At 71.7% G+C, this 25,271-nt stretch carries 29 protein-coding genes and 1 pseudogene; 19 read left to right on the top strand and 11 right to left on the bottom strand.

Annotation, left to right across the window (positions count from 1 at the left end; all coding sequences use genetic code 11):
* Positions 1-125: 125 nt before the first annotated feature.
* Together ACIRVK_RS24160 and ACIRVK_RS24155 are read right to left on the bottom strand one after the other, a co-directional pair.
* Positions 126-1,211 (bottom strand): annotated as a pseudogene (locus ACIRVK_RS24160) (enolase C-terminal domain-like protein); the annotation flags it as partial.
* A gap of 40 nt (positions 1,212-1,251) precedes the next feature.
* Positions 1,252-2,211: an LLM class F420-dependent oxidoreductase gene (locus tag ACIRVK_RS24155; RefSeq protein WP_404250303.1), complete on the bottom strand. Its 960-nt coding sequence runs from the start codon at positions 2,209-2,211 to the stop codon at positions 1,252-1,254.
* A gap of 147 nt (positions 2,212-2,358) precedes the next feature.
* On the opposite strand from ACIRVK_RS24155, the gene ACIRVK_RS24150 reads away from it, so the two are divergent.
* From ACIRVK_RS24150 to ACIRVK_RS24090, 13 genes are read left to right on the top strand one after another with little or no spacing between them, the layout of a single operon-like run.
* A complete protein-coding gene (locus tag ACIRVK_RS24150) occupies positions 2,359-3,783 on the top strand; it encodes an NAD(P)/FAD-dependent oxidoreductase (RefSeq protein WP_404250301.1) in 1,425 nt (474 codons plus the stop codon).
* Entirely contained in the window at positions 3,780-5,630 is a 1,851-nt protein-coding gene (locus ACIRVK_RS24145) for a transketolase (RefSeq protein ID WP_404250299.1), read from the top strand. Before ACIRVK_RS24150 ends, ACIRVK_RS24145 begins: the two co-directional genes overlap by 4 nt.
* Positions 5,627-6,556 (top strand): non-homologous end-joining DNA ligase, encoded by a 930-nt coding sequence (gene ligD / locus ACIRVK_RS24140; RefSeq protein WP_404250297.1) that lies wholly within the window; start codon positions 5,627-5,629, stop codon positions 6,554-6,556. The genes ACIRVK_RS24145 and ligD overlap by 4 nt, the downstream gene beginning before the upstream one ends.
* Positions 6,557-6,602: 46 nt before the next feature.
* Positions 6,603-6,974, top strand: coding sequence for a gas vesicle protein (locus tag ACIRVK_RS24135; RefSeq protein ID WP_404250295.1), 372 nt, complete (start codon positions 6,603-6,605; stop codon positions 6,972-6,974).
* Positions 6,975-7,026: 52 nt separating this feature from the next.
* Complete coding sequence (locus ACIRVK_RS24130; protein WP_404250293.1) at positions 7,027-7,464, top strand: gas vesicle structural protein GvpA; 438 nt, start codon at positions 7,027-7,029, stop codon at positions 7,462-7,464.
* Positions 7,461-8,231, top strand: coding sequence for a GvpL/GvpF family gas vesicle protein (locus ACIRVK_RS24125; protein WP_404250291.1), 771 nt, complete (start codon positions 7,461-7,463; stop codon positions 8,229-8,231). Before ACIRVK_RS24130 ends, ACIRVK_RS24125 begins: the two co-directional genes overlap by 4 nt.
* A 4-nt stretch (positions 8,232-8,235) precedes the next feature.
* Entirely contained in the window at positions 8,236-8,478 is a 243-nt protein-coding gene (locus ACIRVK_RS24120) for a gas vesicle protein GvpG (RefSeq protein WP_404250289.1), read from the top strand.
* Positions 8,479-8,495: 17 nt separating this feature from the next.
* Entirely contained in the window at positions 8,496-9,170 is a 675-nt protein-coding gene (locus ACIRVK_RS24115) for a DNA primase (RefSeq protein ID WP_404250287.1), read from the top strand.
* Positions 9,170-10,306 carry an SRPBCC family protein gene (locus tag ACIRVK_RS24110; RefSeq protein ID WP_404250285.1) on the top strand — a complete coding sequence of 379 codons (1,137 nt, stop codon included), beginning with the start codon at positions 9,170-9,172 and terminating at the stop codon, positions 10,304-10,306. Before ACIRVK_RS24115 ends, ACIRVK_RS24110 begins: the two co-directional genes overlap by 1 nt.
* Positions 10,303-10,650, top strand: coding sequence for a gas vesicle protein (locus tag ACIRVK_RS24105; RefSeq protein ID WP_404250283.1), 348 nt, complete (start codon positions 10,303-10,305; stop codon positions 10,648-10,650). Before ACIRVK_RS24110 ends, ACIRVK_RS24105 begins: the two co-directional genes overlap by 4 nt.
* Positions 10,647-11,414: a GvpL/GvpF family gas vesicle protein gene (locus ACIRVK_RS24100; RefSeq protein ID WP_404250281.1), complete on the top strand. Its 768-nt coding sequence runs from the start codon at positions 10,647-10,649 to the stop codon at positions 11,412-11,414. Before ACIRVK_RS24105 ends, ACIRVK_RS24100 begins: the two co-directional genes overlap by 4 nt.
* Positions 11,411-11,599, top strand: a complete 189-nt coding sequence (locus ACIRVK_RS24095) for a gas vesicle protein (protein WP_404250279.1) — start codon at positions 11,411-11,413, stop codon at positions 11,597-11,599. Before ACIRVK_RS24100 ends, ACIRVK_RS24095 begins: the two co-directional genes overlap by 4 nt.
* Positions 11,596-11,880, top strand: coding sequence for a gas vesicle protein K (locus ACIRVK_RS24090; protein ID WP_404250277.1), 285 nt, complete (start codon positions 11,596-11,598; stop codon positions 11,878-11,880). The genes ACIRVK_RS24095 and ACIRVK_RS24090 overlap by 4 nt, the downstream gene beginning before the upstream one ends.
* Positions 11,881-11,908: 28 nt before the next feature.
* On the opposite strand, the gene ACIRVK_RS24085 is transcribed toward ACIRVK_RS24090, so the two are convergent.
* A complete protein-coding gene (locus ACIRVK_RS24085; RefSeq protein ID WP_404250275.1) occupies positions 11,909-12,079 on the bottom strand; it encodes a hydrophobic protein in 171 nt (56 codons plus the stop codon).
* A 42-nt stretch (positions 12,080-12,121) separates the two neighbouring features.
* The gene (locus tag ACIRVK_RS24080) at positions 12,122-12,943 is read right to left on the bottom strand and encodes a class I SAM-dependent methyltransferase (RefSeq protein WP_404250273.1); all 822 of its coding nucleotides are present in this window, start codon (positions 12,941-12,943) and stop codon (positions 12,122-12,124) included.
* A gap of 164 nt (positions 12,944-13,107) precedes the next feature.
* Here ACIRVK_RS24080 and ACIRVK_RS24075 point away from each other — a divergent pair, with 164 nt between their 5' ends.
* Complete coding sequence (locus tag ACIRVK_RS24075) at positions 13,108-13,752, top strand: histidine phosphatase family protein (RefSeq protein WP_404250271.1); 645 nt, start codon at positions 13,108-13,110, stop codon at positions 13,750-13,752.
* Between the two features lie 56 nt (positions 13,753-13,808).
* Positions 13,809-15,428: an ABC-F family ATP-binding cassette domain-containing protein gene (locus ACIRVK_RS24070; RefSeq protein ID WP_404250269.1), complete on the top strand. Its 1,620-nt coding sequence runs from the start codon at positions 13,809-13,811 to the stop codon at positions 15,426-15,428.
* Positions 15,429-15,434: 6 nt separating this feature from the next.
* Here ACIRVK_RS24070 and ACIRVK_RS24065 read toward each other — a convergent pair whose 3' ends face one another.
* Positions 15,435-16,544, bottom strand: coding sequence for a Vms1/Ankzf1 family peptidyl-tRNA hydrolase (locus tag ACIRVK_RS24065; RefSeq protein WP_404250267.1), 1,110 nt, complete (start codon positions 16,542-16,544; stop codon positions 15,435-15,437).
* Positions 16,545-16,600: 56 nt separating this feature from the next.
* Between ACIRVK_RS24065 and ACIRVK_RS24060 the strand changes: the two genes are divergently transcribed.
* Positions 16,601-16,879, top strand: a complete 279-nt coding sequence (locus tag ACIRVK_RS24060; protein WP_404250265.1) for a DUF6158 family protein — start codon at positions 16,601-16,603, stop codon at positions 16,877-16,879.
* 22 nt (positions 16,880-16,901) lie between these two features.
* Here the strand turns inward: ACIRVK_RS24060 and ACIRVK_RS24055 are convergent, their stop codons facing one another.
* The 5 genes from ACIRVK_RS24055 to ACIRVK_RS24035 form a co-directional block, all read right to left on the bottom strand.
* On the bottom strand, positions 16,902-19,007 hold the full coding sequence (locus ACIRVK_RS24055) for a catalase (protein ID WP_404250263.1): 2,106 nt from the start codon (positions 19,005-19,007) through the stop codon (positions 16,902-16,904).
* Entirely contained in the window at positions 19,007-19,549 is a 543-nt protein-coding gene (locus ACIRVK_RS24050) for a type 1 glutamine amidotransferase domain-containing protein (RefSeq protein ID WP_404250261.1), read from the bottom strand. Before ACIRVK_RS24050 ends, ACIRVK_RS24055 begins: the two co-directional genes overlap by 1 nt.
* Positions 19,550-19,554: 5 nt before the next feature.
* Positions 19,555-20,208: a diguanylate cyclase gene (locus ACIRVK_RS24045; RefSeq protein ID WP_404250259.1), complete on the bottom strand. Its 654-nt coding sequence runs from the start codon at positions 20,206-20,208 to the stop codon at positions 19,555-19,557.
* Positions 20,205-20,636 carry a CBS domain-containing protein gene (locus ACIRVK_RS24040; RefSeq protein WP_404250257.1) on the bottom strand — a complete coding sequence of 144 codons (432 nt, stop codon included), beginning with the start codon at positions 20,634-20,636 and terminating at the stop codon, positions 20,205-20,207. Before ACIRVK_RS24040 ends, ACIRVK_RS24045 begins: the two co-directional genes overlap by 4 nt.
* Before the next feature lie 78 nt (positions 20,637-20,714).
* Positions 20,715-21,107 carry a DUF2795 domain-containing protein gene (locus ACIRVK_RS24035; protein WP_404250255.1) on the bottom strand — a complete coding sequence of 131 codons (393 nt, stop codon included), beginning with the start codon at positions 21,105-21,107 and terminating at the stop codon, positions 20,715-20,717.
* A 130-nt stretch (positions 21,108-21,237) separates the two neighbouring features.
* Here ACIRVK_RS24035 and ACIRVK_RS24030 point away from each other — a divergent pair, with 130 nt between their 5' ends.
* Positions 21,238-21,402, top strand: a complete 165-nt coding sequence (locus tag ACIRVK_RS24030; protein WP_404250253.1) for a hypothetical protein — start codon at positions 21,238-21,240, stop codon at positions 21,400-21,402.
* A gap of 42 nt (positions 21,403-21,444) precedes the next feature.
* Here ACIRVK_RS24030 and ACIRVK_RS24025 read toward each other — a convergent pair whose 3' ends face one another.
* A complete protein-coding gene (locus ACIRVK_RS24025) occupies positions 21,445-23,238 on the bottom strand; it encodes a thiamine pyrophosphate-requiring protein (RefSeq protein WP_404250251.1) in 1,794 nt (597 codons plus the stop codon).
* Positions 23,239-23,493: 255 nt separating this feature from the next.
* On the opposite strand from ACIRVK_RS24025, the gene ACIRVK_RS24020 reads away from it, so the two are divergent.
* On the top strand, positions 23,494-24,288 hold the full coding sequence (locus ACIRVK_RS24020) for an RNA polymerase sigma factor SigF (protein WP_404250249.1): 795 nt from the start codon (positions 23,494-23,496) through the stop codon (positions 24,286-24,288).
* Positions 24,289-24,465: 177 nt separating this feature from the next.
* Positions 24,466-25,155, top strand: coding sequence for a hypothetical protein (locus ACIRVK_RS24015; protein ID WP_404250247.1), 690 nt, complete (start codon positions 24,466-24,468; stop codon positions 25,153-25,155).
* Positions 25,156-25,271: the final 116 nt, after the last annotated feature.

The raw sequence follows: 25,271 nt of genomic DNA, 5'->3' as shown, positions 1-25,271 counted from the left end.
GGGGGGGGGGGGCGGGGGCGGGGGCCCCGCGGCCCCCCCGGCACGCCCCCCCCCCCGCCCGAGTTTAACCGGCTTACCCCCCGGGTCACCCGGGGGGGGGCGGCCCCGCCCCCCCCGGCCCCCCCCACCCTGTAGTCCTCCACCTCCTCCGTCCGCAGCGTCAGGCCGTGGCCCACCCCGCACACCGGTCGGACGGTTCCGCCCATCGGGTCCAGGGCGCCGTCGAAGAACATGTCCTCGATGCGGACGTGGTCGTGGAACCACTCCATGTGCCGGAGGTTGGGCAGGGCGGCTGCGGCCGCCGCGTGGGCGTGCGGGGCGCAGTGGGTGGAGACCTCGAGGCCGTGGGACTGGGCGAGGGCGGCGGCCCGCAGGAGCTCGGTGACGCCGCCGCAGCGTGTCGCGTCGATCTGCAGGCAGTCGACCGCGCCGGCGGCGATCATGCGGGCGAAGTAGGGGAGGTCGTAGCCGTACTCGCCGGCCGTCACATCGACGACCAGGGCGTCACGGACCAGCCGCAGCCCCGTCAGGTCGTCGGAGGAGACCGGCTCCTCGAACCAGCCGACCCCGTGCTCGGCGAGCGCGTGGCCGACCCGTACGGCCTGTTTGCGGGTGTAGGCGCCGTTGGCGTCGACGTACAACTCGGCCTCGTCGCCGACGATCTGGCGGGCGGCGTGGACGCGGGCCAGGTCGCGCGGGACCGCCCGCCCCCAGCCCTCCCCGATCTTGATCTTGACGCGCGGGATCTGCTGCCCGTGCACCCAGCCGCCGAGTTGTGCCGCGAGATGCGTGTCGTGATACGTGGTGAAGCCGCCGCTGCCGTACACCGGGACCCGCTCGTGGCAGACGCCGAGCAGCCGGGCGAGGGGGAGTTCCAGGAGGCGGGCCTTGAGGTCCCACAGGGCGATGTCGAGCGCGGAGACGGCACCCCCGGCGATGCCCTGCCGTCCCGCGTTGCGCACCGAGCGGCACATCGCGTCGTGCAGGGCAGGGATGTCGAAGGGGTCACGGCCCTCGACCAGCGGGGCGAGGCCGTCACGCAGGAAGTCGCCGACCGCCGGGGGCCCGTACGTCCAGCCCGTGCCGGTCGCGTCGCCCGCACTCACCTCGGCGATCACCATGGTGGTGGAGTCCCAGGCCAGCGTGCCGTCGGCCTCGGGCGCGTCGGTCGGCACGGTGTAGACGGAGACGACGGGCCGGTGGAGTTTCATCGCCGCTTCCTTCACGACTGCGGTTCACGACTGCGGGGCTTCAGGACTGCTGGAGCTGGGGCAGCACCTTCGTGCGGTAGAAGTCGAAGAAGCCGCGCAGGTCGGGGCCGATCTGGTTGACGTAGACCCGGTCGAACCCGGCGTCGGCGAACTGGCGCAGCTCGGCGACGTGCTCGTCGACGTCGTCGCCGCACACCCGGTTCTCGCGCACCATGTCCTCGGTGATCAACTGCTGTGCCTGCTCGAAGTGCTTGGGGGAGGGCAGCACCTGGCTCAGCTCGCCGGGCAGCTGCTCGTTCGCCCACAGCCGGTGCACGGTCCGCACCGCCTCGTCCCTGTCGGTGTCGTAGCAGACCTTGGTGCCCCCGCTGACCAGCTTTCCGCCGCCTCCGCCCTTGCGGAACTGCTCGACCATCGAGGCGTCCGGCATCATCGTGATGTAGCCGTCGCCGACCCGGGACGCCAGCTGTGTGGCGGCCGGTCCGAAGCCGGAGATGTCGATCGGCACGGGCTCGTCCGGGACGGTGTAGAGGCGGGCGTTCTCCACCGTGTAGTGCGGGCCGTGGTGGTTGACCTCCTCGCCGCTGAACAGCCGGCGCATCACCTGGATCGCCTCCTCCAGCATCTCCAGGCGCACGTGCGCGGGCGGCCAGTGGTCGCCCAGGATGTGCTCGTTCAGCGCCTCGCCCGAGCCGAGGCCCAGCCGGAAGGTGCCGTTCGTCATCACCGCGCTGGTCGCCGCGGCCTGCGCCACCACCGCCGGGTGCATCCGCACGGTCGGACAGGTCACCGCGGTCTCGACCGGCAGTGACACGGCCTCGGACAGCGCCCCGATCACCGACCACACGAACGGGCTCTGGCCCTGCTCGTCGTTCCAGGGGTGGTAGTGGTCGGAGATCCACAGGGACTGGAATCCGGCCTGTTCGGCCATCCGGCCCTGCTCGATCAGCTCGGCGGGGCCGTACTGCTCGCACGAGAGGAAGTAGCCGTACTCGGGCATGAGGGTGTCGCCTCCGTGACGTCGGCGGTCGGGGTCCCGGGCCGGGTACCCGGCGCCCGGAGCGGAAACCGGTGCACGTTTGGCGGCCCTGGCCAGGGGGACGCGGAAGGTTCCGTACGACGCACGCGACAGCGCCGGAGGCGAACCGTGGCTCGACCCCGCATCGTGATCGTCGGCGCCGGCTTCGCCGGTTACCAGGCGGCCCGCACCCTGTCCCGGCAACTGCGGCACCAGGCCGACGTCACCCTGCTGAACCCGACCGACTACTTCCTGTACCTGCCCCTGCTGCCCCAGGTCGCCGCCGGGATCCTGGAGCCACGCCGGGTGACCGTCTCCCTCTCCGACACCCTGCCGCACGTCAGGCTGGTGCTCGGCGAGGCCGACGGCATCGACCTCGACGGGCGCACCGTGCACTACACGGGTCCCGAGGGCGAGGGCGGGACCCTGAGCTACGACCGGCTGGTGCTCGCCGCCGGCAGCGTCAACAAGCTGCTGCCGATTCCCGGCGTGGCCGAGCACGCGCACGGCTTCCGCGGATTGCCCGAGGCGCTGTACCTGCGCGACCACGTGACCCGGCAGGTCGAGCTCGCGGCGTCCGAGGACGACCCGAAGACCTGCGCCGCACGCTGCACCTTCGTGGTGGTCGGCGCGGGCTACACCGGTACCGAAGTGGCCGCGCAGGGAAAGCTGTTCACCGACGCGCAGGTGCGCAGGCACCCGCTGCGGCAGGGCATACGGCCGCGCTGGCTGCTCCTCGACATCGCGCGGCGGGTCCTGCCCGAGCTCGACGAACGCCTCTCGCGCACCGCCGACACGGTGCTGCGCGAACGGGGCGTGGACGTGCGGATGGGCACCTCCGTGAAGGAGGCCACGCACGACGGAGTCCTGCTGACGGACGGGGAGTTCGTGCCCACCCGCTCGCTGGTGTGGTGCGTGGGCGTACGGCCCGACCCGCTCGCCGACTCCCTCGGGCTGCCCATGGAGCGGGGCCGGCTGCTCGTCGACCCGAACCTGCAGGTGCCGGGCCGGCCCGAACTGTTCGCGGCCGGGGACGCGGCGGCCGTGCCCGACCTGGAGAAGCCGGGTGCGTACACGCCGATGACCGCGCAGCACGCCTGGCGTCAGGGCAAGGTCGCCGGGCACAACGTGGCCGCCTCGCTCGGCCACGGCGACCGTCGGCCCTACCGCCACCGCGACCTGGGCTTCGTCGTGGACCTCGGTGGTGTGAAGGCCGCCGCCAACCCCCTCGGCGTCCCGCTGTCCGGCCCGCTCGCCGGCGCGGTCACCCGGGGCTACCACCTCGCCGCGATGCCCGGCAACCGCGTCCGGGTCGCCGCCGACTGGTTCCTGGACGCCGTACTGCCGCGCCAGGCCGTCCAGTTGGGCCTCGTGCGTTCCTGGTCGGTCCCCCTCGACACCGCCTCCCCGGAACTGGCGCGGGTGGCGGGCCCACCCCGACGCCGGCAGGAGACCGCGGCCGGATCGGGCCCGGGCGCGGCGACGCCCGAGGGCACCGGCCCCGGGCCCGGGCCCGTCGAGCGTTCCGATGACCCCGCGGAAGGAGATTCATGAACACCGCCGAACTCGTCGAGCTGGGACAGCAGTTGAGGGTGGACAGCGTGCGCGCGTCCGCCGCCGCCGGGTCCGGGCATCCGACGTCCTCGATGTCCGCCGCGGACCTGATGGCCGTGCTGCTGGCGAACCACTTCCGGTACGACTTCGAGCGCCCCGCCCACCCCGGCAACGACCGCTTCGTGCTGTCCAAGGGACATGCCTCACCGCTGCTGTACTCCGCCTACAAGGCGGTCGGCGCCATCGACGACGAGGAGCTGCTGACCTTCCGCAAGCTCGGCAGCCGTCTCGAAGGGCACCCGACCCCGCGCCGGCTGCCGTGGGTGGAGACCGCCACCGGCTCGCTCGGCCAGGGCCTGCCCGTCGGCGTCGGCATCGCGCTGGCCGGCAAGCGGCTGGACCGCACCGGGTACCGCGTCTGGGTGCTGTGCGGGGACAGCGAGCTGGCCGAGGGGTCGGTGTGGGAGGCCGCCGAGCACGCGGCCTACGAGCATCTCGACAACCTCACCGCGATCGTCGACGTGAACCGCCTCGGCCAGCGCGGACCCACCCGGCACGGGCACGACCTCGACGCCTACGCCCGCCGTTTCCAGGGCTTCGGCTGGCACACCGTCGAGGTGGACGGGCACGACGTCGACGCGATCGACCGGGCCTACGGCGAGGCGGTCTCGACGACCGGGCAGCCCACCGTGATCCTCGCCCGCACCCTCAAGGGCAAGGGCGTCGAGTCCGTCCAGGACCGGGAGGGACTGCACGGCAAGCCGCTGCCGGAGGCCGACGAGGCGATCGCCGAACTCGGCGGGCCGCGCGACATCCGGGTCCACGTGAACGAACCGCCCGCCGCCCGCATGCTGCACTCCGTGCCCGCCGGCAGCCTGGAACTGCCCCGCTGGGACACCGCCGACGACCCGGTCGCCACGCGCGACGCCTTCGGGCAGGCGCTGGCCGCGCTCGGCAGCGGACGCGGTGACGTGGTCGCCCTCGACGGGGAGGTCGGCGACTCCACGCGCACGGAGTTCTTCGCCAAGGAACACCCCGACCGCTACTTCGAGTGCTACATCGCCGAGCAGCAGCTGGTCGCGTCGGCCGTGGGACTCGCCGCCCGGCGCTGGGTGCCGTACGCCGCCACCTTCGCGGCCTTCCTGACCCGGGCCCACGACTTCGTGCGGATGGCGTCGATCAGCGGCGCCGGCATCAACCTGGTCGGCTCCCACGCCGGGACCGCGATCGGACAGGACGGGCCCTCCCAGATGGGCCTGGAGGACCTGGCGATGATGCGCTCCGTGTACGGCTCGACCGTGCTGTACCCGTGCGACGCCAACCAGACCGCGCACCTGGTCGCCGCCATGGCCGACCTCGACGGGGTCCGCTACCTGCGCACCTCGCGCGGTGAGAGCCCGGTGATCTACGGGCCCGACGAGGAGTTCCCGATCGGCGGCAGCAAGGTGCTGCGGGCCTCCGACGAGGACCGGCTGACGATCGTCGCGGCCGGGGTCACCGTGCAGGAGGCGCTGAGTGCCGCCGACGCGCTGGAGCGGGACGGCATCCGGGTCCGGGTCATCGACCTGTACTCGGTCAAGCCCGTCGACCGGCGCACCCTGCGGCAGGCCGCCGAGGACACCGGCTGCCTCGTCACCGTCGAGGACCACCACGAGGAGGGCGGCATCGGCGACGCCGTGCTCGACGCGTTCCTCGACGGGCGGCCCGTTCCGCGCCTGGTGCGCCTCGCCGTGCGCGACATGCCGGGCTCGGCCTCGCCGGACGAGCAGCTGCACGCCGCCGGCATCGACGCCGAGGCGATCGCGGCGGCCGGGAAGCTGCTGGTGGAGGAGGCGGTCGTACGGTGAGCGACGACGGCGTACGGACCGTACGGGCCGGGCGCCGCACGGTGGAGGTGCACCGCGCGGACAAGGTGCTCTTCCCGGGGGACGGTGACGCCAAGGAGTACACCAAGGGCGACCTGGTCGACTACTACCGCTCCGCCGCCCCCTTCCTGCTGCCGCACCTGCGCGGCCGGCCACTGATGCTGGAACGGCACCCGGACGGCGTCGACGGGCCGCGCTTCATGCAGAAGAACACCCCGGAGAGCTACCCGGACTGGATCACCCGCGTCGAACTCGCCAAGGAGGGCGGGACCGTCTGCCACACGGTGTGCGACGACTCCGCTACCCTCGTCTACCTCGCCGACCAGGCCGCGATCACCCTGCACCGCTGGCTGTCCCGGGTCGGCCGCGTCGAGCGGCCCGACCGGATGGTCTTCGACCTGGACCCGGCCGGCGACGACTTCGCGGCGGTGCGGCAGGCCGCGTGGCTGCTCGGCGAGCTCCTCGACGAGCTGGAGCTGCCCTCGGCGCTGATGACCACCGGCTCGCGCGGACTGCACGTGGTCGTGCCACTCGACGGCCGGCACGACTTCGACGAGGTCCGCGAGTTCGCCCGCGACGTCGCCGACACCCTCGCCGAGGCCCACCCCGACCGGCTCACCACCGCCGCCCGCAAGAAGGACCGCGGCGACCGCCTCTACCTCGACGTGGGCCGCAACGCCTACGCCCAGACCGCGGTCGCCCCCCTCACCGTGCGTGCCCGGCCCGGCGCGCCCGTGGCCACCCCCATCGACTGGGCCCAGCTGGACGACCCGGACCTGACCGCCCGCCGCTGGACCATCGCCGACGCCGTCGAACAGGTCCGCGGCGACCCGTGGGCCGGCGTCATGAGCAAGGCACGCGCCCTGGGACCGGTCCGGCGCAGGCTGAAGGCGTTGCGCGGCGCGTGAAGGTTTGGCCGCTGATATTGCGGCCACCCGCACACAAGAGGTGGCCATGTCTGACACCAAAAACTCACAAGAACCCCGGAATTCGCAGAAGCAACAGAATTCAGACGGAAGCAATTCGGACAGAGGGAATGGCGGGATGGACAAGCGGCCGAACCCGATGGAGGTGCTGCGCCACGCGCGCACGCAGCTCGCGGAGCTGACCGGCATGGCCGCCGAGAGTGTCTCGTCCTTCGAGCAGACCGAGGACGGCTGGAGCCTCGAGGTGGAGGTCCTCGAACTGGCCCGAGTGCCGGACACGATGAGCCTGATGGCGAGCTATCAGGTCGATCTCGACCCCGACGGCCAGCTGACCGGTTACCGGCGCGTCCGCCGCTACGAACGCGGGCGGGCCGACGCACACAGGTCGGGCGGCCGCTAGGCCGCCGACCCGTTTACCCACACGAAACCACAGACAAGGAGGCGCGGTCGGCATGACCGTTGTCCCGGCACAGCAGACCGGCGGCGGGGGCGGTTCCAGTGGCCTCTACGACGTTCTGGAACTCGTCCTCGACAGGGGTCTGGTCATTGACGCGTTCGTACGAGTCTCCCTGGTCGGCATCGAGATCCTGAAGATCGACGTACGTGTCGTCGTGGCCAGCGTCGACACCTATCTGCGCTTCGCCGAGGCGTGCAACCGGCTCGACCTCGAGGCCGGGCCGCACAAGAGCCCCGGCCTGCCCGACCTGGTCGGCGAGGTGACCGAGTCCGGCGCGCGCGGCAAGTCGAAGGGAGCCCTCTCGGGGGCCGCCGACACCATTTCCGACGCCTTCAAGCAGGCACGTGACGAAGGCGGCCGCGAGCGGGAGACCGAGTCCCGGCCGCGCGCCCGCAAGAGCACGTCCGCGCGCAGGAAGGAGGACGACGAGTGAGCACGTACGTCTACGGCATCACCGCGAGCACGCACCCCGCGCTCCCGAAGGACCTCGCCGGCGTGGGCGACCCGCCGCGCCCGGTGCGGGTCCTCGAGGCGGGGGAGCTGGCGGCTGTCGTCAGCGACGCGCCCGAGGGACTGCGGCCCAAGCGCAAGGACCTGCTCGCCCACCAGACCGTGCTCGCCGAGGCGGGCGCGGCCGGTGTGGTGCTGCCCATGCGCTTCGGCAGCGTCGCCCCGGACGACGACACCGTCACCGGTGTGCTCACCGAGCGCGCCGAGCACTACAAGGAACGGCTCCGCGCACTGGAGGGCAAGGTCGAGTACAACGTCAAGGCCACCCACCAGGAAGAGGCCGTCCTGCACCGCGTGATGTCCGAGAACCCGGAGATCCGCGCCATGACCGAGGCCAACCGCAAGGCGGGCGGCGGCAGTTACGACGACCGGCTGCGCCTCGGCGAGATGGTGGTCGCCGCCGTCAAGGCCCGGGAGACCGAGGACGCCGACGAGGTGCGCGGTGCCCTCGAACCCGTCGCCGCCGACGTCAGCGAGGGCCCCGAGTCCACGGGCTGGCTGGTCAACGTCTCCTTCCTGGTGGACCGGGACAGCGCCGACCGGTTCCTGACCGCGGTGGACCAGGTCCGCGACAGCCATCCGCACATCGAGCTGCGCGTCAACGGCCCGCTGCCGCCGTACAGCTTCGTGGAACCGGGCCCCGCCGAACACGCGGGCTCCGCCGCGGGCCCGGGCATCGCCCAGGAGTGAGGTCGTGGGACTCATCAAGGAGCTGGTCCTCCTGCCCTTCGCCCCGGTGCGCGGCAGCGGCTGGGTGATCGGGCAGGTACTGCACGAGGCGGAGCGGATCTACTACGACCCCGCCACCGTCAGGGCCGAACTCGCCCGTCTCGAGGAGCAGTTGGAGGCGGGCGAGATCGACGAGGAGGAGTTCGACCGGCGGGAGGACGAACTTCTGGACCGGCTGGAGATCGGCATGCGCGGTGGCGCGGCCTGAGGCAACGGGACGGCACGATGAACCGAGTAGGACTTGGCCTCGCGGTAGGGGCCGGATACGTCCTCGGACGTACCAAGAAGATGAAACTGGCGTTCGCCGTCGGCAGCCTGGTGGCCGGCAAGCGGATGCATCTGAGCCCGAAGGCGCTCGCGGACCTGATGTCCCAGCAGCTGCAGAACAACCCGCAGTTCAAGGAGATCGGGGACCAGCTGCGCGAGGACCTGCGCGGCGTCGGCAAGGCGGCCTCCGGCGCGATGGTGGAGCGGCAGATCGGCGCTCTCGCCGACCGCCTGCACGGCCGTACCGCCCAGGTCCACGACCAGCTCACGGGCGTCGCCGGCAAGGCGACCGGCCGCGGGTCGGGCGAGGATGACGAGGGCGACGAGCCGGAGGACACTGAGGAAGAGGAGCCGCGCGAGGAGGACGAGGAGTCGGAGGCCGAGGACGAGTCCTCGGACGAGGAGGACGAGGAGCCGGCGCGGCGGACGGCCAGGAAGGCCACGAAGAAGACCGCGGCCACGAAGTCCGCCGCGAAGAAGGCCCCGGCCAAGAAGACGGCGGCCAGGAAGACCGCGGCCAAGAAGGCCCCGGCGAAGAAGACCGCCAAGAAGACGACGGGCCGTGGCACCGCCGCGGCGGGCAGCGCCGCCCGCGGAGCCAGGAACCGCCTGCCGAAGGGAGGCGGTGAGTGATGACCGAGACCCTCGGATCGGCGACCTCCGCCACGCGCGGGGCGACCGACAAGGCGAACCCGCTGACCGACCTCGCCCACAGCGAGGCGGCGGACCGCCTCAAGTCCGAACTGCAGGACTACCTCGCCGCGCAGGCCCAGCGCCTGCTGGTCGGCGTCGGCCGCAAGCTCGGCGAGACGACCGTCAAGCTGAACGACATAGCCGAGGGCAACAGCCCCGGCTTCGCCAAGCTCGCTCTCGACGGCGGTCGCAAGCTCGCCGAGGGCAAGGGCCCGCTGCGCTCCGCACTGGAGCTCGGCGCCTCCCGCGCCAAGGAGAACGTCGTGGACGCTTTCAAGAACCTCGGTGGGGGCAAGAGCAAGCGCAAGCGCGGGGCGGGCAAGAAGCCGACGGTCATCATCGAGTCCGTCGACGTCGGCGTGGACCGGCGCACCGCCTACGACCAGTGGACCCAGTACCAGGACTTCAGCACGTTCGCCAAGGGCGTCAAGAACGCGAGTCGCTCCGACGACACCGAGTCGGACTGGCAGCTGAAGGTCTTCTGGTCCAACCGCAGCTGGAAGGCGAAGACCACCGAGCAGATACCGGACGACCGGATCGCCTGGTCCTCGGAGGGCGCCAAGGGCACCACCAAGGGCGTCGTCTCCTTCCACCGCCTCGACGACAACCTCACCCGGGTGCTGCTGGTCATCGAGTACTACCCCTCCGGGTTCTTCGAGAAGACCGGCAACATCTGGCGCGCCCAGGGCCGCCGGGCGCGGCTCGACCTCAAGAACTACGTTCGCTTCATCACCCTCAAGGGCGAGGCCGAGGACAGCTGGCGCGGCGAGATCCGCGACGGCGAGGTGGTCCGCAGCCACGAGGACGCGATCGCCGAGGAGGAGCAGGAAGGCCAGGAGGGCGAGGAGTCGTACGAGGGCGACGATGAGGAGCCCGCGGACGAGGAGCCTCGCGACGAGGAGGAAGAGGACGAGGAGCCTGAAGAGCCCGAGGAGGACGAGGAACCCCGGGACGAGGAGGAAGAGGAAGAGGAGCCCGAGGAGGACGAGGAGGAGGCCGAGGGCGAGTACGAGGAGGAGGAAGAGCCGGAGTACGAGGAAGAGCCCGAGTACGCCGGCGGCGGGAGCCGTCGATGACCATGGCCGGCCGGATGCCCGAACCCTACGGACAGGGTTCGGGCGCCAACCTTGCCGACATCCTGGAGCGTGTGCTCGACAAGGGCATCGTGATCGCCGGTGACATCCGGATCAACCTCCTCGACATCGAACTCCTCACCATCAAGCTCCGGTTGATCGTCGCCTCGGTGGACAAGGCGAAGGAGATGGGCATCGACTGGTGGGAGACCGACCCCGCCCTCTCCTCCCGCGCCCGCCACAACGAACTCGCCCGGGAGAACGCCGAGTTGCGCGAACGGCTGGAGCGCCTGGAGCTGGACGGCGCACAGCGCGCCGAGGAACGCGCGCAGGAGGAGGCCCCATGACCGGACTGCGGTACGTCTACGCCGTCTGCCACCCCTTCAGCGCGCCGCTGCAGGCCCAGCTGAAGGGTGTGGCGGGCGATCCGCCCAGACTGCTGACCCACCACGGCCTGATCGCCGTGGTCAGCCACGTACCGGAGCGGGACTTCGCGGAGGAGCCGCTCCGCAGGCGTCTGGAGGACCTGGACTGGCTCACCGAGACCGCGCGGGCCCACCAGAGCGTCATCGACGCGCTGACCGTCGTCACCACCCCGCTGCCGCTCAGGCTCGCCACCGTCTTCCGGGACGACAGCGGGGTGCGGGTGATGCTGGAGGCCCGCGAGGACGACTTCCGGCGCACCCTCGACCGGCTCCAGGGGCGTGTGGAGTGGGGCGTCAAGGTGTACGTCGAGACCGGACCGGAGACCGGCGAGACACCCGCGCCGAAGCCCGCGTCGGGCCGGGACTACCTGCGCCAGCGGCGCGCGCGGGTGCGCTCGCACGAGGATCTGTGGCAGCGCACGGAGGAATTCGCGAACCGGCTGCACGCCACGCTCTCCGCGTACGCCGAGAATTCCCGGCTGCACGCCCCGCAGAATCCCGCCCTTTCCGGGGTGGCCGGTCGCAACGTGCTCAACGCGGCCTATCTCGTGCCCCGTGACCATTCCGAGGAATTCGTGGAACTGGTGGACCGCACGAAGGACGAGACGACGATGGACAGCCCGGGAATCCGGGTGGAACTCACCGGGCCCTGGGCCGCCTATTCCTTCGCGGGAGAAGAAGCATGACCGTCATCGAACGCCGGGAGATCGCCCTCGTGGACCTGCTCGACCGGCTGCTCGCCGGCGGCGTCGTCATCACGGGGGACATCACCCTGCGCATCGCGGACGTCGACCTGGTCCGCATCGATCTCAACGCACTGATCAGCTCGGTCAACGAGCAGGTGCGCCCGCCCTGGGAGGAACTGTTGTGACCGCCCGCCGAAACCGGCTGGACCTGGAACCCGACACCGTCGAGCGGGACCTGGTCAAACTGGTCCTGACCGTCGTCGAACTGCTGCGCCAGCTCATGGAGCGCCAGGCGCTGCGCCGTTTCGACGTGGGCGATCTCAGCGAGGACCAGGAGGAGCGCATCGGCCTCACGCTGATGCTCCTCGACGACCGCATGACCGAACTGCGCGAGCGGTACGGACTGCGGCCCGAGGACCTGAATCTGGACCTCGGGCCGCTCGGACCGCTGCTTCCCCGGGAATGAGAACCCCGGGCCTTTTCCTCTTACTCACTCACCACCGGTACCAGCGGCCCCTGCCTCCGGCCGCGGTCGTGCCACGCACCAGGAATCCCAGCAGCCACAGCACCAGAACCGCCAGTGCGACCCACCAGAGCAGTTTCACTGCGAATCCCACGCCGAACAGGATCAGCGCCAGAAGCAGTACGAGCAGGACGGCAACCATAATCTGAACCTCCTGCACTCCGGGTATCCAGGATATGGAGAATCAGACGTCCTTTCGGCACAGAATCTCTCCATGGAGCACGGCGAACCAGCCGTCCTCCTGGGTGCCCCACTCCCGCCAGGCGTCCGACACGGCCCGCAACTGCTCGGGGGTGGCGTGCCCGCCGCCGGTGGCCCGCTCCGCGTACGCCGGGGCCAGTGTCCGGTCCGCCCACAGACCGCTCCACCAGTCCCGTTCCTCGGGCGTGGAGTACGTCCAGGTGCCGGAGGTGGCGGTGATGTCGGTCAGACCCGCCCGCAGCGCCCAGGACTTGAGCCTGCGCCCGGCGTCCGGCTCCCCGCCGTTGGCCCGGGCCACCCGCCGGTACAGGTCCAGCCAGTCGTCCAGGCCGGGGGACGCCGGGTACCAGGTCATCGCCGCGTAGTCCCCGTCGCGGACGGCGATGTACCCGCCCGGCTTCGTGACCCGGCGCATCTCCCGCAGCGCCTGCACCGGGTCGCCGACGTGCTGGAGCACCTGGTGGGCGTGGACGACGCAGAACGTGTCGTCCGGGTAGTCCAGGGCGTGGACGTCCGCGACCGCGAAGTCGATGTTGGTCAGGCCGCGTCCGGCGGCCGTGGCCCGGGCCTGGTCCAGGATCTCCGGAGCGTGGTCGACACCGGTGACGTGTCCGTCGGGGACCAGGGCCGCCAGGTCCGCGGTGATGGTGCCCGGGCCGCAGCCGACGTCCAGGATCCGCATGTGGGGTTTCAGTGAGCCGAGCAGGTAGGCCGCGGAGTTGGCGGCGGTCCGCCAGGTGTGCGAGCGCAGCACCGACTCGTGGTGCCCGTGCGTGTAGACGGCGGTCTCCTGCGGCTTCGACATGACGAATCTCCCCTGTTCGACGGCTTGTCGGTACGCGATTCACGGTACGCTCGCATGTCGCATGATGAGACCCACGTTTTACTATGTGGACTGACGTATCGTCAGAAGGTTGCCGATCACCGCCGGCGCCGTGGCGGGCATGAGGGTCCCGCTACCCTCCCTGTATGCGTCTGCTCCTCATACGCCACGGCGAGACCCCGACCAACGTCGACTTCCTGCTGGACACGGCGGTGCCGGGGCCGGGACTGACCGCACTCGGCGAGCGGCAGGCGGCGGCCCTGCCCGAGGCGCTGGCGGACGAGGACATCGGCGCTCTGTACGCCTCCACGCTGGTGCGCACCCAGCTCACCGCCGCGCCGCTGGCCGCCGCCCGGGGCCTGGGGGTACGGGTGCGTGACGGGATCCGCGAGCTGTCGGCGGGGGACCTGGAGATGCTGCCGGGGGACACGGAGCAGGGCGCGCTGTACATGAAGACGGTGTTCGCCTGGGCCGACGGTGACACGGGTCTGCGCATGCCGGGCGGGGAGACGGGAGCGGAGGCGCTGGCCCGCTACGACGCGGTGGTCGCGGAGGCGGCGGACAGCGGGGCGGGGACCGTGGCCATGGTCAGCCACGGAGCGGCGATCCGGATGTGGACGGCCGCCCGCGCCGACAACGTGGACGTGCCGTTCGCCGCGGCGCGCCCCCTGGCGAACACCGGAGTGGTGATCCTCGAGGGCTCCCCCGCGGACGGCTGGAGGGCCGTGTCGTGGGCCGGAGCGGTCGTGGTCCCCGCGGGGGAGGGCGGGCCTGCCGGGCAGCCGGTCTAGGGCCCTAGCGCAAAGCGTTTGCCCCGGGTCGCTCACGGCACCCAGAATGCGGCCTCATGGGACATGTGGAAGCCGCGCACCTGGAGTACTACCTCCCCGACGGGAGGGCGTTGCTCGGCGATGTGTCCTTCCGGGTGGGAGAAGGGGCCGTCGTGGCCCTGGTCGGACCCAACGGGGCGGGGAAGACGACCCTGCTGCGGCTTATCTCCGGGGAGCTGAAGCCGCACGGGGGCACCGTCACCGTCAGCGGCGGGCTCGGGGTGATGCGGCAGTTCGTCGGATCCGTACGGGACGAGACCACCGTGCGCGATCTGCTCGTGTCGGTCGCGCCGCCCCGCATCCGTGAGGCCGCGAGGGCCGTCGACGAGGCCGAGCACGGCATCCTGACCGTCGACGACGAGGCGGCCCAGCTCAGGTACGCGCAGGCCCTGGCCGACTGGGCGGAGGCACGCGGGTACGAGGCCGAGACACTGTGGGACATGTGCACCACGGCCGCGCTCGGGGTGCCCTACGAGAAGGCGCAGTGGCGGCAGGTGCGCACGCTGTCCGGCGGTGAGCAGAAGCGGCTCGTGCTGGAGGCGCTGCTGCGGGGGACGGACGAGGTGCTGCTGCTCGACGAGCCGGACAACTACCTCGACGTGCCGGGCAAGCGGTGGCTGGAGGAACGGCTGAAGGAGACCCGCAAGACGGTGCTCTTCGTCTCCCACGACCGTGAACTCCTCGCGCGCTCGGCGGAGAAGATCGTCTCCGTGGAGCCGGGCCCGGCGGGGGCCGACGCCTGGGTGCACGGGGGAGGCTTCGCCACGTACCACGAGGCCCGGCGGGAACGCTTCGCCCGGTTCGAGGAGCTGCGCAGGCGCTGGGACGAGAAGCACGCCCAGCTGAAGAAACTGGTGCTCAGCCTCCGTCAGGCGGCGAGCATCAGCCACGAGCTGTCGTCCCGTTACCAGGCCGCGCAGACCCGGCTGCGGAAGTTCGAGGAGGCCGGCCCGCCGCCCGAGCCGCCGCGCGAGCAGGACATCACCATGCGGCTCAAGGGCGGCCGTACCGGCGTACGTGCCGTCACCTGCGAGCAACTCGAGCTCACCGGCCTGATGAAACCGTTCGACCTGGAGGTCTTCTACGGCGAACGGGTCGCCGTCCTCGGCTCCAACGGCTCCGGCAAGTCGCACTTCCTGCGGCTGCTGGCCGGTGACGACGTCGCGCACACGGGCGCGTGGAAGCTCGGGGCCCGGGTGGTGCCCGGACACTTCGCGCAGACCCACGCCCACCCCGAGCTCCAGGGGCGCACCCTGCTCGACATCCTCTGGCAGGAGCACGCCCAGGACCGCGGCGCTGCGATGTCCCGGCTGCGCCGCTACGAGCTGACCAACCAGGCCGAACAGACCTTCGACCGGCTCTCCGGCGGCCAGCAGGCGCGCTTCCAGATCCTGCTGCTGGAGTTGCAGGGCGTCACGGCCCTGCTCCTGGACGAGCCGACCGACAACCTCGACCTGGAGTCCGCCGAGGCGCTCCAGGAGGGACTGGAGGCCTTCGACGGCACGGTGCTGGCGGTCACGCACGACCGCTGGTTCGCCCGTTCCTTCGACCGGTACCTGGTCTTCGGCAGCGACGGGCGGGTCCGCGAGACCCCGGAAGCGGTCTGGGACGAGCGGCGGGTGGAACGGGCGCGCTGAGCGCGCTCACGTCCACCGCAGCAGCGCTCCCAGGCCGCCGACCGGGACTTCCCGCTCCTGGGCCGCAGGTGTCACCGAGAGCGCCGGGGCCCCGGTGGCCACCGCCGACCTGATCAGCGCGTCGTCCGCGCGGGCGGACCAGGAGTGCTGTTCGCCGAGGATCTTGAGGTCGGTGCGGCGCACCGCCAGCTGGTCCGGGTCCTCGCCGATCCAGACCTCACGGTGGGCGTCAGGGCCCTCCGGGTGGATCAGCAACTCGTCGATGCGGTGCTCACGGGCGGCCTCGACCAGTGCGGGCACGCCCTCCACGGCCGCGGCGCGGCCCTCGCCGTCCGGTTCGCGGGCCGCCAGGAACCGTTCCAGCTCGCGCTCGGCGCGCCGGCGTACGTGATCGGCGCGGGCCTGCTCGACGTCCTCGTCCAGCAGCCTGCTGCCGGTGCCGTGTGGGGCCTCGACGGCCAGCTCCCTCAAATGCGCGGGCAGCCGTTCGTGGACGGACCGACGCTCCCGGTCGTCCCCCACGAGGATCAGCAGGTCGGCTCCGGTGTCCTCCTGGCAGGCGGCCAGGGCCTCGGCGATCTCCGCCGCGTTGCGCTCCCAGGTGTTCTCCACCTTGAGCTGGAAGTGCCGCTCCGACCAGTCGACGGTGCTCGTACGGTGCACGGGCCACTGCCGCCCGGTGACCGAGCCGGCGTCCTGGCTGCCCAGTGCGCTGCGCAGCTCGAAACGGGCGCCCGTGCGGTCGATGTACGCCACCGCGCAGACCGGGTCCTCCCCGGCCAGCTCCAGCAGCGGCGCCGCGTGCGGCAGCGGCGCCCAGAGGGCGCTGTCACGGTTCGGGGGACGGGTCAGCGGAGGGTCGAGGACCACCTCGCCGGCGCGGGCGAACAGGGCCCGGCCGTTCGGCTCGGAGGAGTGCCGCAGCTCGTCCAGGGCTTCGCGCACGGTCCGGCAGGTGGCCTCGTCGGCGCCCTGCCGGTCCAGGTCCCGGGCGAGCGCCACGGCCGTCAGGTGGCGTTCGTGGGGCGTGTCCTCGGTATGTCGTGAAGTACCGACGTACACGGAGGCCCAGGGCCCCGGATGTTCGTAGAGTGGATGCAGAAAGGCGAGATCCATGGCTCCCTCCCGGTTGCCGCTCGGGGTTGTTGCTGCCGGGCGGGTACCCGGACCGCATGGACGAACACGACGAGCGGATCACCACCATGACCGGAGTCGACGCCAGCAGGCTGGACGACCAGCAGCTCATGAAGGAGCTGGAGACGATCCACCGCACGCGCCACGACACGCTGCTGTACGGCTCGAGCGGTGCGCTCAGGGCCCACAACGACCGCATGGCCGAGCTGGAGGGGGAGTACCTGCGCCGCAACCCCCAGCGCATGGTGGCCGCGGGCCGCACCCGCGAAGGCGCCCGGGAACGCCAGAGCGGGGAGTCGGTGACTCCCCGCTCCTGATCGCCGCTCGTGACGGCGCAGCTCAGTGGCGCACCGGCGGCCGGTCCCAGTGCCGGTGTGCCGCGATCGCTGTGACGAACGCCTGTGCGAACTCGGCGGTGGCCGGGCCCGGTGACGCGTCCGTCACCACGCCCTGGTCGGCGATCACCCCCCGCGCGCCGGTGGACAGCTCGACGCCCTGCGGCTGGAGCACCGACAGCACCTCCACACCGGAGCCGAGCGCGCCCACCGGCTTGCCGTGCAGATAGGCGCTCCGCACGAAGCGCAGAGCGTCCGGGTCCTCGGCCACCGGCGGCCTCCCGGTGGGCCCGCCGGGCACCAGCACGGCGTCGTACAGCACGGAGGCGACGGTGGGCAGCGCCCGGTCGACGGCGTACGTCTCCCCGTCGGCGCCCTTGACCGTGCCGTCGGCCGGGGCCAGCGCCTCGACGATCGCGCCCTCGGCGGCCAGCACCTCCCGTACGGCGGTCACCTGCCCGGCGTCGACGCCGTCGGTGACCAGTACCGCGATCTGCCGGGTGCGGATCGAGCCGTCGCCGCGCAGCGCCTCAAGGCTGAGAGCCGGGGACTCCTGCTTGTACGGCGTCTCCTGCGCGGCCGGCTCCGGCACGCCGACACCCCGGGCCACCGCGGCCGCCAACTCGCCGTCCACCTTGGCAAGTTGCTCGACCGTACGGGCCCGTACCGTCACCGCCTGAACCTTGCCCAGCTCGAACCGGTACGCCTCGACGATGTGCTGCTTCTCCCAGTCGGTCATGCTGTGGAAGAACAGCGCGGCCTGGCTGTAGTGGTCCTTGAAGCTTTCGCTGCGCTGCCGGATCTTGGCGCCGTCCACCCGCTCGGCATAGTGCGTGTAGGCGTGGCCGTCGACGCCCGCGTGGGCCGGGCAGCCGCCGCCGAGCGAGTTCGGGAAGTAGTTCGTGCCCCGGTGGATGGAGCCCTGGTGGTAGCCGTCGCGCTGGTTGTTGCGGACCGGCGCGACGGGCCGGTTGACCGGGATCTGCGTGAAGTTGGGGCCGCCCAGCCGGATCAACTGCGTGTCCAGGTAGGAGAAGTTGCGGGCCTGCAGCAGCGGGTCGTTGGTGAAGTCGATGCCGGGGACGACGTTGCCGGTGTGGAAGGCGACCTGCTCGGTCTCGGCGAAGAAATTCTCCGGGTTGCGGTCGAGCACCATCCGGCCGATCGGCCGCACCGGCACCTGTTCCTCCGGGATGATCTTCGTGGCGTCCAGCAGGTCGAAGTCGAAGGCGAACTCGTCCTCCTCCGGCACCAGTTGGACGCCCAGTTCCCACTCCGGGTACTCGCCGGCCTCGATCGCGTCCCACAGGTCGCGCCGGTTGAAGTCCGGGTCACGGCCCTGGCACTCCTGCGCCTCGTCCCACACCAGCGAGTGCACGCCCAGCTTCGGCTTCCAGTGGAACTTCACGAACGTGCCGCGCCCCTCGGCGTTCACGAACCGGAAGGTGTGCACGCCGAAGCCCTGCATCATGCGGTAGCTGCGCGGGATCGCCCGGTCCGACATCAGCCACATGATCGCGTGCAGGGTCTCCGGCTGCAGGGACACGAAGTCCCACAGGGTGTCGTGCGCGGAGGCGCCGGTCGGGATGTCGTTGTGCGGCTCGGGCTTCACCGCGTGCACGAAGTCGGGGAACTTGATGCCGTCCTGGATGAAGAAGACCGGGAAGTTGTTCCCGACCAGGTCGTAATTGCCCTCCGAGGTGTAGAACTTGGTCGCGAAGCCGCGCACGTCCCGCACCGTGTCCGCCGAGCCCTTCGGCCCCTGCACCGTCGAGAACCGCACGAACACCGGCGTGCGAACCGACGGGTCCTGCAGGAACGCCGCGCGGGTGAACTCCGCGCAGGACTCGTACGGTTCGAAGTAGCCGTACGCGCCGGCGCCCCGCGCGTGCACCACCCGTTCCGGGATCCGCTCGTGGTCGAAGCGGGTGAGCTTCTCCCGGAAGTGGAAGTCCTCCATCAACGTCGGCCCGCGCTCGCCCGCGCCCAGCGAGTCGTCGGTGTGGTCCACCTCCACGCCCTGGTCGGTGGTGAGCGGACCGGCGGCCGGGTCGTCCGCGTGGAAGGCCTCGCGCTGGTGCTGCTTGCGGTCCTCGGACGGGGCACCCATCAGCCGGCCCCCTCGGAGAAGACGTGCAGGAACGCCTCGCAGAACGCCTTGAGATCGTCCGGCTTGCGGCTGGTGACCAGCTTGTTGGTGCCGTTGTCGTCGATCTTGACCTGCTCGTCGACCCAGGTGCCGCCCGCGTTGCGGATGTCGGTCTGCAGGCTCGGCCAGGAGGTCAGGGTGCGGCCGCGCACGAGGTCCGCCTCGACCAGCGTCCACGGGGCGTGGCAGATCGCCGCCACCGGGCGGCCCTGCTCGAAGAAGTCCCGCACGAAAGAGACGGCCTTGTCGTCCATCCGCAGGAAGTCCGGGTTGGCCACCCCGCCCGGCAGCACCAGCGCGCCGAAGGAGTTCGCCGACGTCTCGCCGACGACCTCGTCCACGGGGAAGGTGTCCGCCTTGTCGAGGTGGTTGAAGGCCTGGATCTCGCCGGACTTCGTCGACACCAGCACGGGTTCGTGGCCGGCGTCCTTCGCCGCCTGCCAGGGATCGGTCAGCTCGATCTGCTCGACGCCCTCGGGGGCGGTCAGGAATGCGATACGCATGATGTTCAACGTCCTTTCCTCGCGCGCCACTTCGCTCGATCCGAGGCGCGTTTGCGGTTACGGCGGCCCGCGCGCACGCAGCGCAGCAGCTCCTCGCCGTACGGCAGCACCACACAGGTGCCGATGGCTGCCGCGATGCCCGCCAGATAGCCGGGGGACAGCGGCCTGCGGCGCGGTACGAGCCGCCAGGCGTCCGGGGCGCCACGTCCCCCGGGCAGCAGGGACCTCACCTGGTCGGCGTGCAGGCACATCAGCGCGGCCAGCGCTGCGAAGGGCAGCGACTCCAGGAAGCTGTGGATGTGCTGCTCGACCGGCTTGACCTCGCGGTCGCTGTCGACGGCCGTGTGCACGTCCCACAGCGCGGTCGCCTCGTGCACCGCGGCGCCCCCCAACTGCACCGTCAGGAGCAGGGGGTTGACCTCGTAGCGCAGGGTCAGAGCGATGGGAATGCCGACCTCGGCCATCATCAGAGAGTGGATCAGCGACTCCTTGGTGCCCGCCGTGTCCTCGATGCGCGTGCGCCGGTGCATCACCCAGTCGGCGAGACCGGGCACGAACCAGCCGGGCAGCAGCCCGTAGAGGAGATAGCGGGTGGTCACGTCGCCGACGTCGACCGTGCGGGTGCTCGCGTTGATCCGGGCGGCCTGGTCGTGAGTCACCGGGCGCCCCCGTCGCCGGGCTCGGCCCGGCTGATCTCGGCCAGCACCGAGTCCGGATCCTCGGCCTCGGCCAGGTCACCGAGGCTCACCACCCCGACGGGCAGCCCGTTCTCGACGACCGGCAGCCGGCGCACCGCATGGGCCCGCATCAGGGCGACGGCCGCCTGGACAGGGTCGTCGGGGCTCACCATCACCGGGTCCGGTGTGCACACGGACCGGGCGCTCACCGTCAGCGGATCGGTGCCCTCCGCGACAGCCCGGACCGTGATGTCACGGTCGGTGAGCACGCCGACGACCTGTTGACCGTCCGCGACCAGCACGTCGCCGATGCCCTGCGAGCGCATCAGCTGCGCCGCCTCGACGAGTGACGCGTCCGGACGGACGGCGACCACCCCCGGCGTCATGACCTCCCTGACGAATTCAGCCATCACAGTGGGCCTTCCTCCGTTTCCCGGCCGTCATCGGCCTGACGCCGCCCGCAGTACCCGCGGGCGCGGGGCGCATGCCTACCCCGGCCGTCCGCGTCCCGCTTCCACCAGTGCCTCGGCGAGGTGCTGGAGCGTGGTGTAGCGGCTCGAACGGGGAAGGTGCTCGACGGCCTCGGTCAGCGCGTCGGGGGCGTAGGCGCGCCGCAGCGCTGTGGTCAGTTCGCGGGGGCCCGCCGGGAACGTGTGGCGGTTCAGGTGGCGGGCCAGTTCCGTGCGGACCGTCGCCAGCGACGCGGTGGAGCGTCCCGGGGCGACGGGGCCGCCCGCGACCTCCGGATCGTCGTCGGCGGTGGGTTCGGGGTCGTGCCATTCCTCGGTCCGCGTCGGGTGCCCGGATCGCAGTAGACCTTGGAGTTCGTGCTTCATCTCCTCGTCGCGGTGGACGCTCAGCCGGTCACTTCCTCGCTGCATGACTCCCTCCAGATCTTCGGGGTGGGCACCGCGTACCCGGAGACCGGAGGCCGACACGGGGTTTGCGCCGCGAACACCGGGAGACCCGGCTCACGCCCCCCACGCCCACTCCCGGGGAGGGAAACCGGCCATGCCACTGCTCGCCGTGATCATCCCGATACTCATGCTCGGCGTGCTGCTGGCACTGGGGCGCTACGAGGAACTGCTGCTGCCGACGAAGCAGGCCGACCCCGGCGAGGACGCCCTCGCCGACCCCCTGGGCGCGACGACATCGGTGGCCGGCCCGAGGCCGTGATCCGCTGCTCGGACCCGGCCCGGGCCGTCGGCCCCGCGTCGGCTACTTCTCCTTGCCGCCCGGCAGGAACTCCTGCACCTTCGCCTTGAACCCCTGCTTGACCATGGACGAGCGGTCCGCGTCGCCCTTGAGGATCGCGGCGGCCGTCGCCTCCATCTGCTCCCAGGTCGCGTGCGGCGGGATCGGCGGCACCGCCGGGTCGGTGAGGAACTCGAGGACCGCGGGACCGTCCGCCTCCAGGCCGGCCCGCCAGGCCGCCTCGACGTCCTCCGGCTTCTCCACCCTGATGCCGGTCAGGCCGAGCGAGCGGGCGAACGCGGCGTACTGCACGTCCGGGATCTCCTGCGAGGGCAGGAAGGACGGGGCGCCCTCCATGGCCCGCATCTCCCACGTCACCTGATTGAGGTCGTGGTTGTTCCAGACGGCGACGATCAGCCGTGGGTCCTCCCACAGGTCCCGGTACTTGGCGGCCGTGATCAGCTCCGCCATGCCGTTCATCTGCATCGCCCCGTCCCCGACCAGGGCGATCGCCGGCCGGTCGGGGTGCGCGAACTTCGCGCCGATCGCGTACGGCACCCCGGGACCCATCGTCGCGAGCGTGCCGGAGAGCGAGCCGCGCATCCGGTCCCGCATCGTCAGGTGCCGCGCGTACCAGTTGGCCGTCGAGCCCGAGTCGGAGGTGACGATCGCGTCGCCCGGCAGCAGCGGGTCGAGCGCGTGGGCGACGTACTCCGGGTTGATCGGGTCCGCCGACAGCAGTGCCCGCCGCTCCATCACCTCGCGCCAGCGCGTGACGTTGGCGCAGACCGTGTCGTACCACTCGCGCCCGCGGCCGTCCTCGATCAGCGGGATCAGCCGCTCCAGCGTCGCCTTGGCGTCTCCGACGAGGTTCACCTCGTACGGGTAGCGCATCCCGACCATGTGCGGGTCGATGTCGATCTGCACCCCGCGCGCCTTGCCGAACTCCGGCAGGAACTGCGTGTACGGGAAGGACGATCCGATGGTCAGCAGGGTGTCGCAGTCCCGCATCAGCTCGTACGACGCGCGGGTGCCCAGCAGGCCGATCGAGCCGGTGACGTACGGGAGTTCGTCGCTCAGGACGTCCTTGCCGAGCAGTGCCTTCGCCACACCGGCGCCGAGCAGTTCGGCGATCTGCTCGACCTCGGCGCGGGCGCCCGCCGCGCCCTGGCCGACCAGGATGGCCACCTTGTCACCGGAGTTGAGGATCTCCGCCGCCCGACGCACCGACTCCTGGGACGGAACAGCCGTCCAGGAGCTGCGGTCCAGGCTGGAGGGCACCATCTTGAACTCGTGCGTGGGAGCGGAGTAGTCGAGCTCCTGCACGTCGCCGGGGATGATGATCGCGGTGGGGGAGCGGCGCGCGTACGCGGTGCGGATCGCGCGGTCGATGACGTTCGGCAACTGCTCGGGGACCGTCACCGTCTCGATGAAGTCCGAGGCGACGTCCTTGAAGAGCGTGTGCAGGTCTACCTCCTGCTGGTAGGAGCCGCCCATCGCCGTGCGGTGCGTCTGGCCGACGATCGCCAGCACCGGCACATGGTCCAGCTTGGCGTCGTACAGGCCGTTGAGCAGGTGGATCGCACCGGGGCCCGAGGTCGCCGCGCACACTCCGAGACGGCCGCTGAACTTGGCGTAGCCGACCGCCTGGAACGCGGCCATCTCCTCGTGCCGCGCCTGGACGAACCGGGGCTTGTTCTCGGCCCGTCCCCAGGCGGCGAGCAGGCCGTTGATGCCGTCGCCGGGATAGCCGAAGACGTGGTCCACCCCCCATTCGCGCAGCCTCTGCAGAATGTGGTCGGAGACCTTGGTGCTCATGTGCGCAACCTCCCGGGCCGTGATGTGAACGGGCAGCAGTCCTCTGCGGCCGAGTCACCCCACCGGCCGGTGGAAAACATGCGCGGTGTTTGCCGTCCGGGGCGGGGGGCAGGCGCACTTCCAGTGCTTCGGACAGGAGGCACGTCCGTGGGAGCGGCACGGCAACCGCCCCGACCGCGCCTGTCCACGACACGCGGCCCCACCCCCACGGTGACCGTCCAACCCAGAGCACCATCTAGGGAGTTGCGACGCACCATGCCCACCCGAGTGAGCGCGAAGCACCACCCGCACGACGACGCACCCGACACCGCCGAGGCCTTCCGCGAACTCGCCTCGCTGCCGCCCGGCCCGCGCCGTGACGCCCTGCGCGAGCGGGTCGTCGAGGCCTGGCTGCCGATGGCCGAACGGCTCGCGGGCCGTTTCCGCAGCCGCGGCGAGAGCTACGAGGACCTGCGCCAGGTCGCGGCCCTCGGCCTGGTCAAGGCCGTCGACCGCTACGACCCCGCGCGCGGAAACGCGTTCGAGAGCTACGCCGTGCCCACCATCACCGGCGAGATCAAGCGGCACTTCCGCGACCACATGTGGACCCTGCACGTGCCGCGCCGGGTCCAGGACCTGCGCAACCGCGTCCGGTTCGCCACCCAGGACCTCTCCCAGACCATCTCCGGCCGCAGGCCCACCGTCGCCGAGATCGCCGAGCACGCGGGCATGAGCGAGGAGGACGTGCGGGCCGGCCTGGAGGCGCTCGAGTCCTTCAGCGCCCTCTCGCTCGACGCCGACCTGCCGGGCAGCGAGGACGGCTACTCCCTGAGCGACGCGCTCGGCTCGGTCGACCCGGCCCTCGACACCGTCGTGGACCGGGAGGCGGTCGCCCCCCGGCTGGCCGCCCTGCCCGAGCGCGAGCGGGCCATCCTCTACATGCGGTTCTTCGGCGACATGACGCAGAGCCGTATCGCCGAGCAGCTCGGCATCTCCCAGATGCACGTCTCCCGCCTGATCAGCCGCTGCTGCAGCCGCGTACGGGAACAGGTCCTGCGCGAGACCGACTAGCGAGGCCGACCAGCCGGAAGCTCCTTGACCGGCCGACCGTCGTGTCACCCGGTCGGACCCCCGCTGTCCCGCGAATGGGGTCCGGCCGCGCGCGCCTTCACGGGCGGCGGGCTGTGATGACTGCGAGGCATGGCCACCGTGCCCCGCCCGCAGTCGTCGCTCGAAGGAGCCCACCCCATGAGCAGCACCGCCCGTGTCCTGTCCGCCGCGGCCCTGGCCAGTGCCGCGGTCGGCTTCGCCGCCTCGGCCGCCTTCGCGGACCCGGGCGCGGAGGTCAGCCCGGCCACCGGCTCACCCGGCGGCAGCGTCACCGTGTCGGTCACCTGCGAGTCCACCGGCGGCCCGGCCCCGCAGACCCTGAACGCCACCTCGCAGGCCTTCGACGAGGGCACGGTCCAACTGCAACGCGTCCCCGGCAACGACGCGGGGTCCGCGCCCGCCGCCTACCGAGGCACCGCCCGCATCGCCTCCGACGGCGACCTCGGCGCCGACAGCCTGGACGCGGCGCCCCCGAATGCCCCGTGGACCGTCGACGGCACCTGCCCGGCGAAACCCGGCGGACAGGCCAAGCCGTGGAGCGCCAAGTTCCAGGTGGACCACACGGCCGGCACCGGCACCCGGCCCGGCGAGGACACCCGGCCCGGCGGCGACACCCGACCCGGGGGCGGTGACAGCCACGCGTGCGGGGAGTCCAAGGCCGACTCCTGCCCCGTCCCGACGGTCCCGCACGGCGTCCAGGCGGGCGAGGGCGGCACCTTCACCGACTCGGTGCCCGCCCTTGTCGCCGGCGGCCTCCTCATCGCCGGCGCGCTGGGCGCCACCGCCTACCGGCTGTGGCAGCAGCGCGGTTCCCTCACCGGCCGCTGACCCGGACCGCGCGTGTGACGGGCGCAACCCGGCGGATCCCCTTGGGGCGGCGCCCCGGTGGGTACTCGAAGCACAGGGCCACACCTCGCCCCGTGCGCACCGGGGAGCGGACGGCA

The sequence above is a fragment of the Streptomyces sp. NPDC101152 genome, assembly GCF_044768275.1.
Lineage (GTDB): Bacteria > Actinomycetota > Actinomycetes > Streptomycetales > Streptomycetaceae > Streptomyces.
This window is presented reverse-complemented; position numbering and strand designations above follow the sequence as displayed.

Coding starts and splice junctions, on each gene's coding strand:
- ACIRVK_RS24155 (WP_404250303.1), bottom strand. CDS start 2,211: ATGCCCGAGTACGGCTACTTCCTCTCGTGCGAGCAGTACGGCCCCGCC.
- ACIRVK_RS24145 (WP_404250299.1), top strand. CDS start 3,780: ATGAACACCGCCGAACTCGTCGAGCTGGGACAGCAGTTGAGGGTGGAC.
- ACIRVK_RS24135 (WP_404250295.1), top strand. CDS start 6,603: ATGTCTGACACCAAAAACTCACAAGAACCCCGGAATTCGCAGAAGCAA.
- ACIRVK_RS24130 (WP_404250293.1), top strand. CDS start 7,027: ATGACCGTTGTCCCGGCACAGCAGACCGGCGGCGGGGGCGGTTCCAGT.
- ACIRVK_RS24115 (WP_404250287.1), top strand. CDS start 8,496: ATGAACCGAGTAGGACTTGGCCTCGCGGTAGGGGCCGGATACGTCCTC.
- ACIRVK_RS24110 (WP_404250285.1), top strand. CDS start 9,170: ATGACCGAGACCCTCGGATCGGCGACCTCCGCCACGCGCGGGGCGACC.
- ACIRVK_RS24105 (WP_404250283.1), top strand. CDS start 10,303: ATGACCATGGCCGGCCGGATGCCCGAACCCTACGGACAGGGTTCGGGC.
- ACIRVK_RS24100 (WP_404250281.1), top strand. CDS start 10,647: ATGACCGGACTGCGGTACGTCTACGCCGTCTGCCACCCCTTCAGCGCG.
- ACIRVK_RS24095 (WP_404250279.1), top strand. CDS start 11,411: ATGACCGTCATCGAACGCCGGGAGATCGCCCTCGTGGACCTGCTCGAC.
- ACIRVK_RS24085 (WP_404250275.1), bottom strand. CDS start 12,079: ATGGTTGCCGTCCTGCTCGTACTGCTTCTGGCGCTGATCCTGTTCGGC.
- ACIRVK_RS24080 (WP_404250273.1), bottom strand. CDS start 12,943: ATGTCGAAGCCGCAGGAGACCGCCGTCTACACGCACGGGCACCACGAG.
- ACIRVK_RS24075 (WP_404250271.1), top strand. CDS start 13,108: ATGCGTCTGCTCCTCATACGCCACGGCGAGACCCCGACCAACGTCGAC.
- ACIRVK_RS24070 (WP_404250269.1), top strand. CDS start 13,809: ATGGGACATGTGGAAGCCGCGCACCTGGAGTACTACCTCCCCGACGGG.
- ACIRVK_RS24065 (WP_404250267.1), bottom strand. CDS start 16,544: ATGGATCTCGCCTTTCTGCATCCACTCTACGAACATCCGGGGCCCTGG.
- ACIRVK_RS24060 (WP_404250265.1), top strand. CDS start 16,601: ATGGACGAACACGACGAGCGGATCACCACCATGACCGGAGTCGACGCC.
- ACIRVK_RS24055 (WP_404250263.1), bottom strand. CDS start 19,007: ATGGGTGCCCCGTCCGAGGACCGCAAGCAGCACCAGCGCGAGGCCTTC.
- ACIRVK_RS24050 (WP_404250261.1), bottom strand. CDS start 19,549: ATGCGTATCGCATTCCTGACCGCCCCCGAGGGCGTCGAGCAGATCGAG.
- ACIRVK_RS24040 (WP_404250257.1), bottom strand. CDS start 20,636: ATGGCTGAATTCGTCAGGGAGGTCATGACGCCGGGGGTGGTCGCCGTC.
- ACIRVK_RS24035 (WP_404250255.1), bottom strand. CDS start 21,107: ATGCAGCGAGGAAGTGACCGGCTGAGCGTCCACCGCGACGAGGAGATG.
- ACIRVK_RS24030 (WP_404250253.1), top strand. CDS start 21,238: ATGCCACTGCTCGCCGTGATCATCCCGATACTCATGCTCGGCGTGCTG.
- ACIRVK_RS24025 (WP_404250251.1), bottom strand. CDS start 23,238: ATGAGCACCAAGGTCTCCGACCACATTCTGCAGAGGCTGCGCGAATGG.
- ACIRVK_RS24020 (WP_404250249.1), top strand. CDS start 23,494: ATGCCCACCCGAGTGAGCGCGAAGCACCACCCGCACGACGACGCACCC.
- ACIRVK_RS24015 (WP_404250247.1), top strand. CDS start 24,466: ATGAGCAGCACCGCCCGTGTCCTGTCCGCCGCGGCCCTGGCCAGTGCC.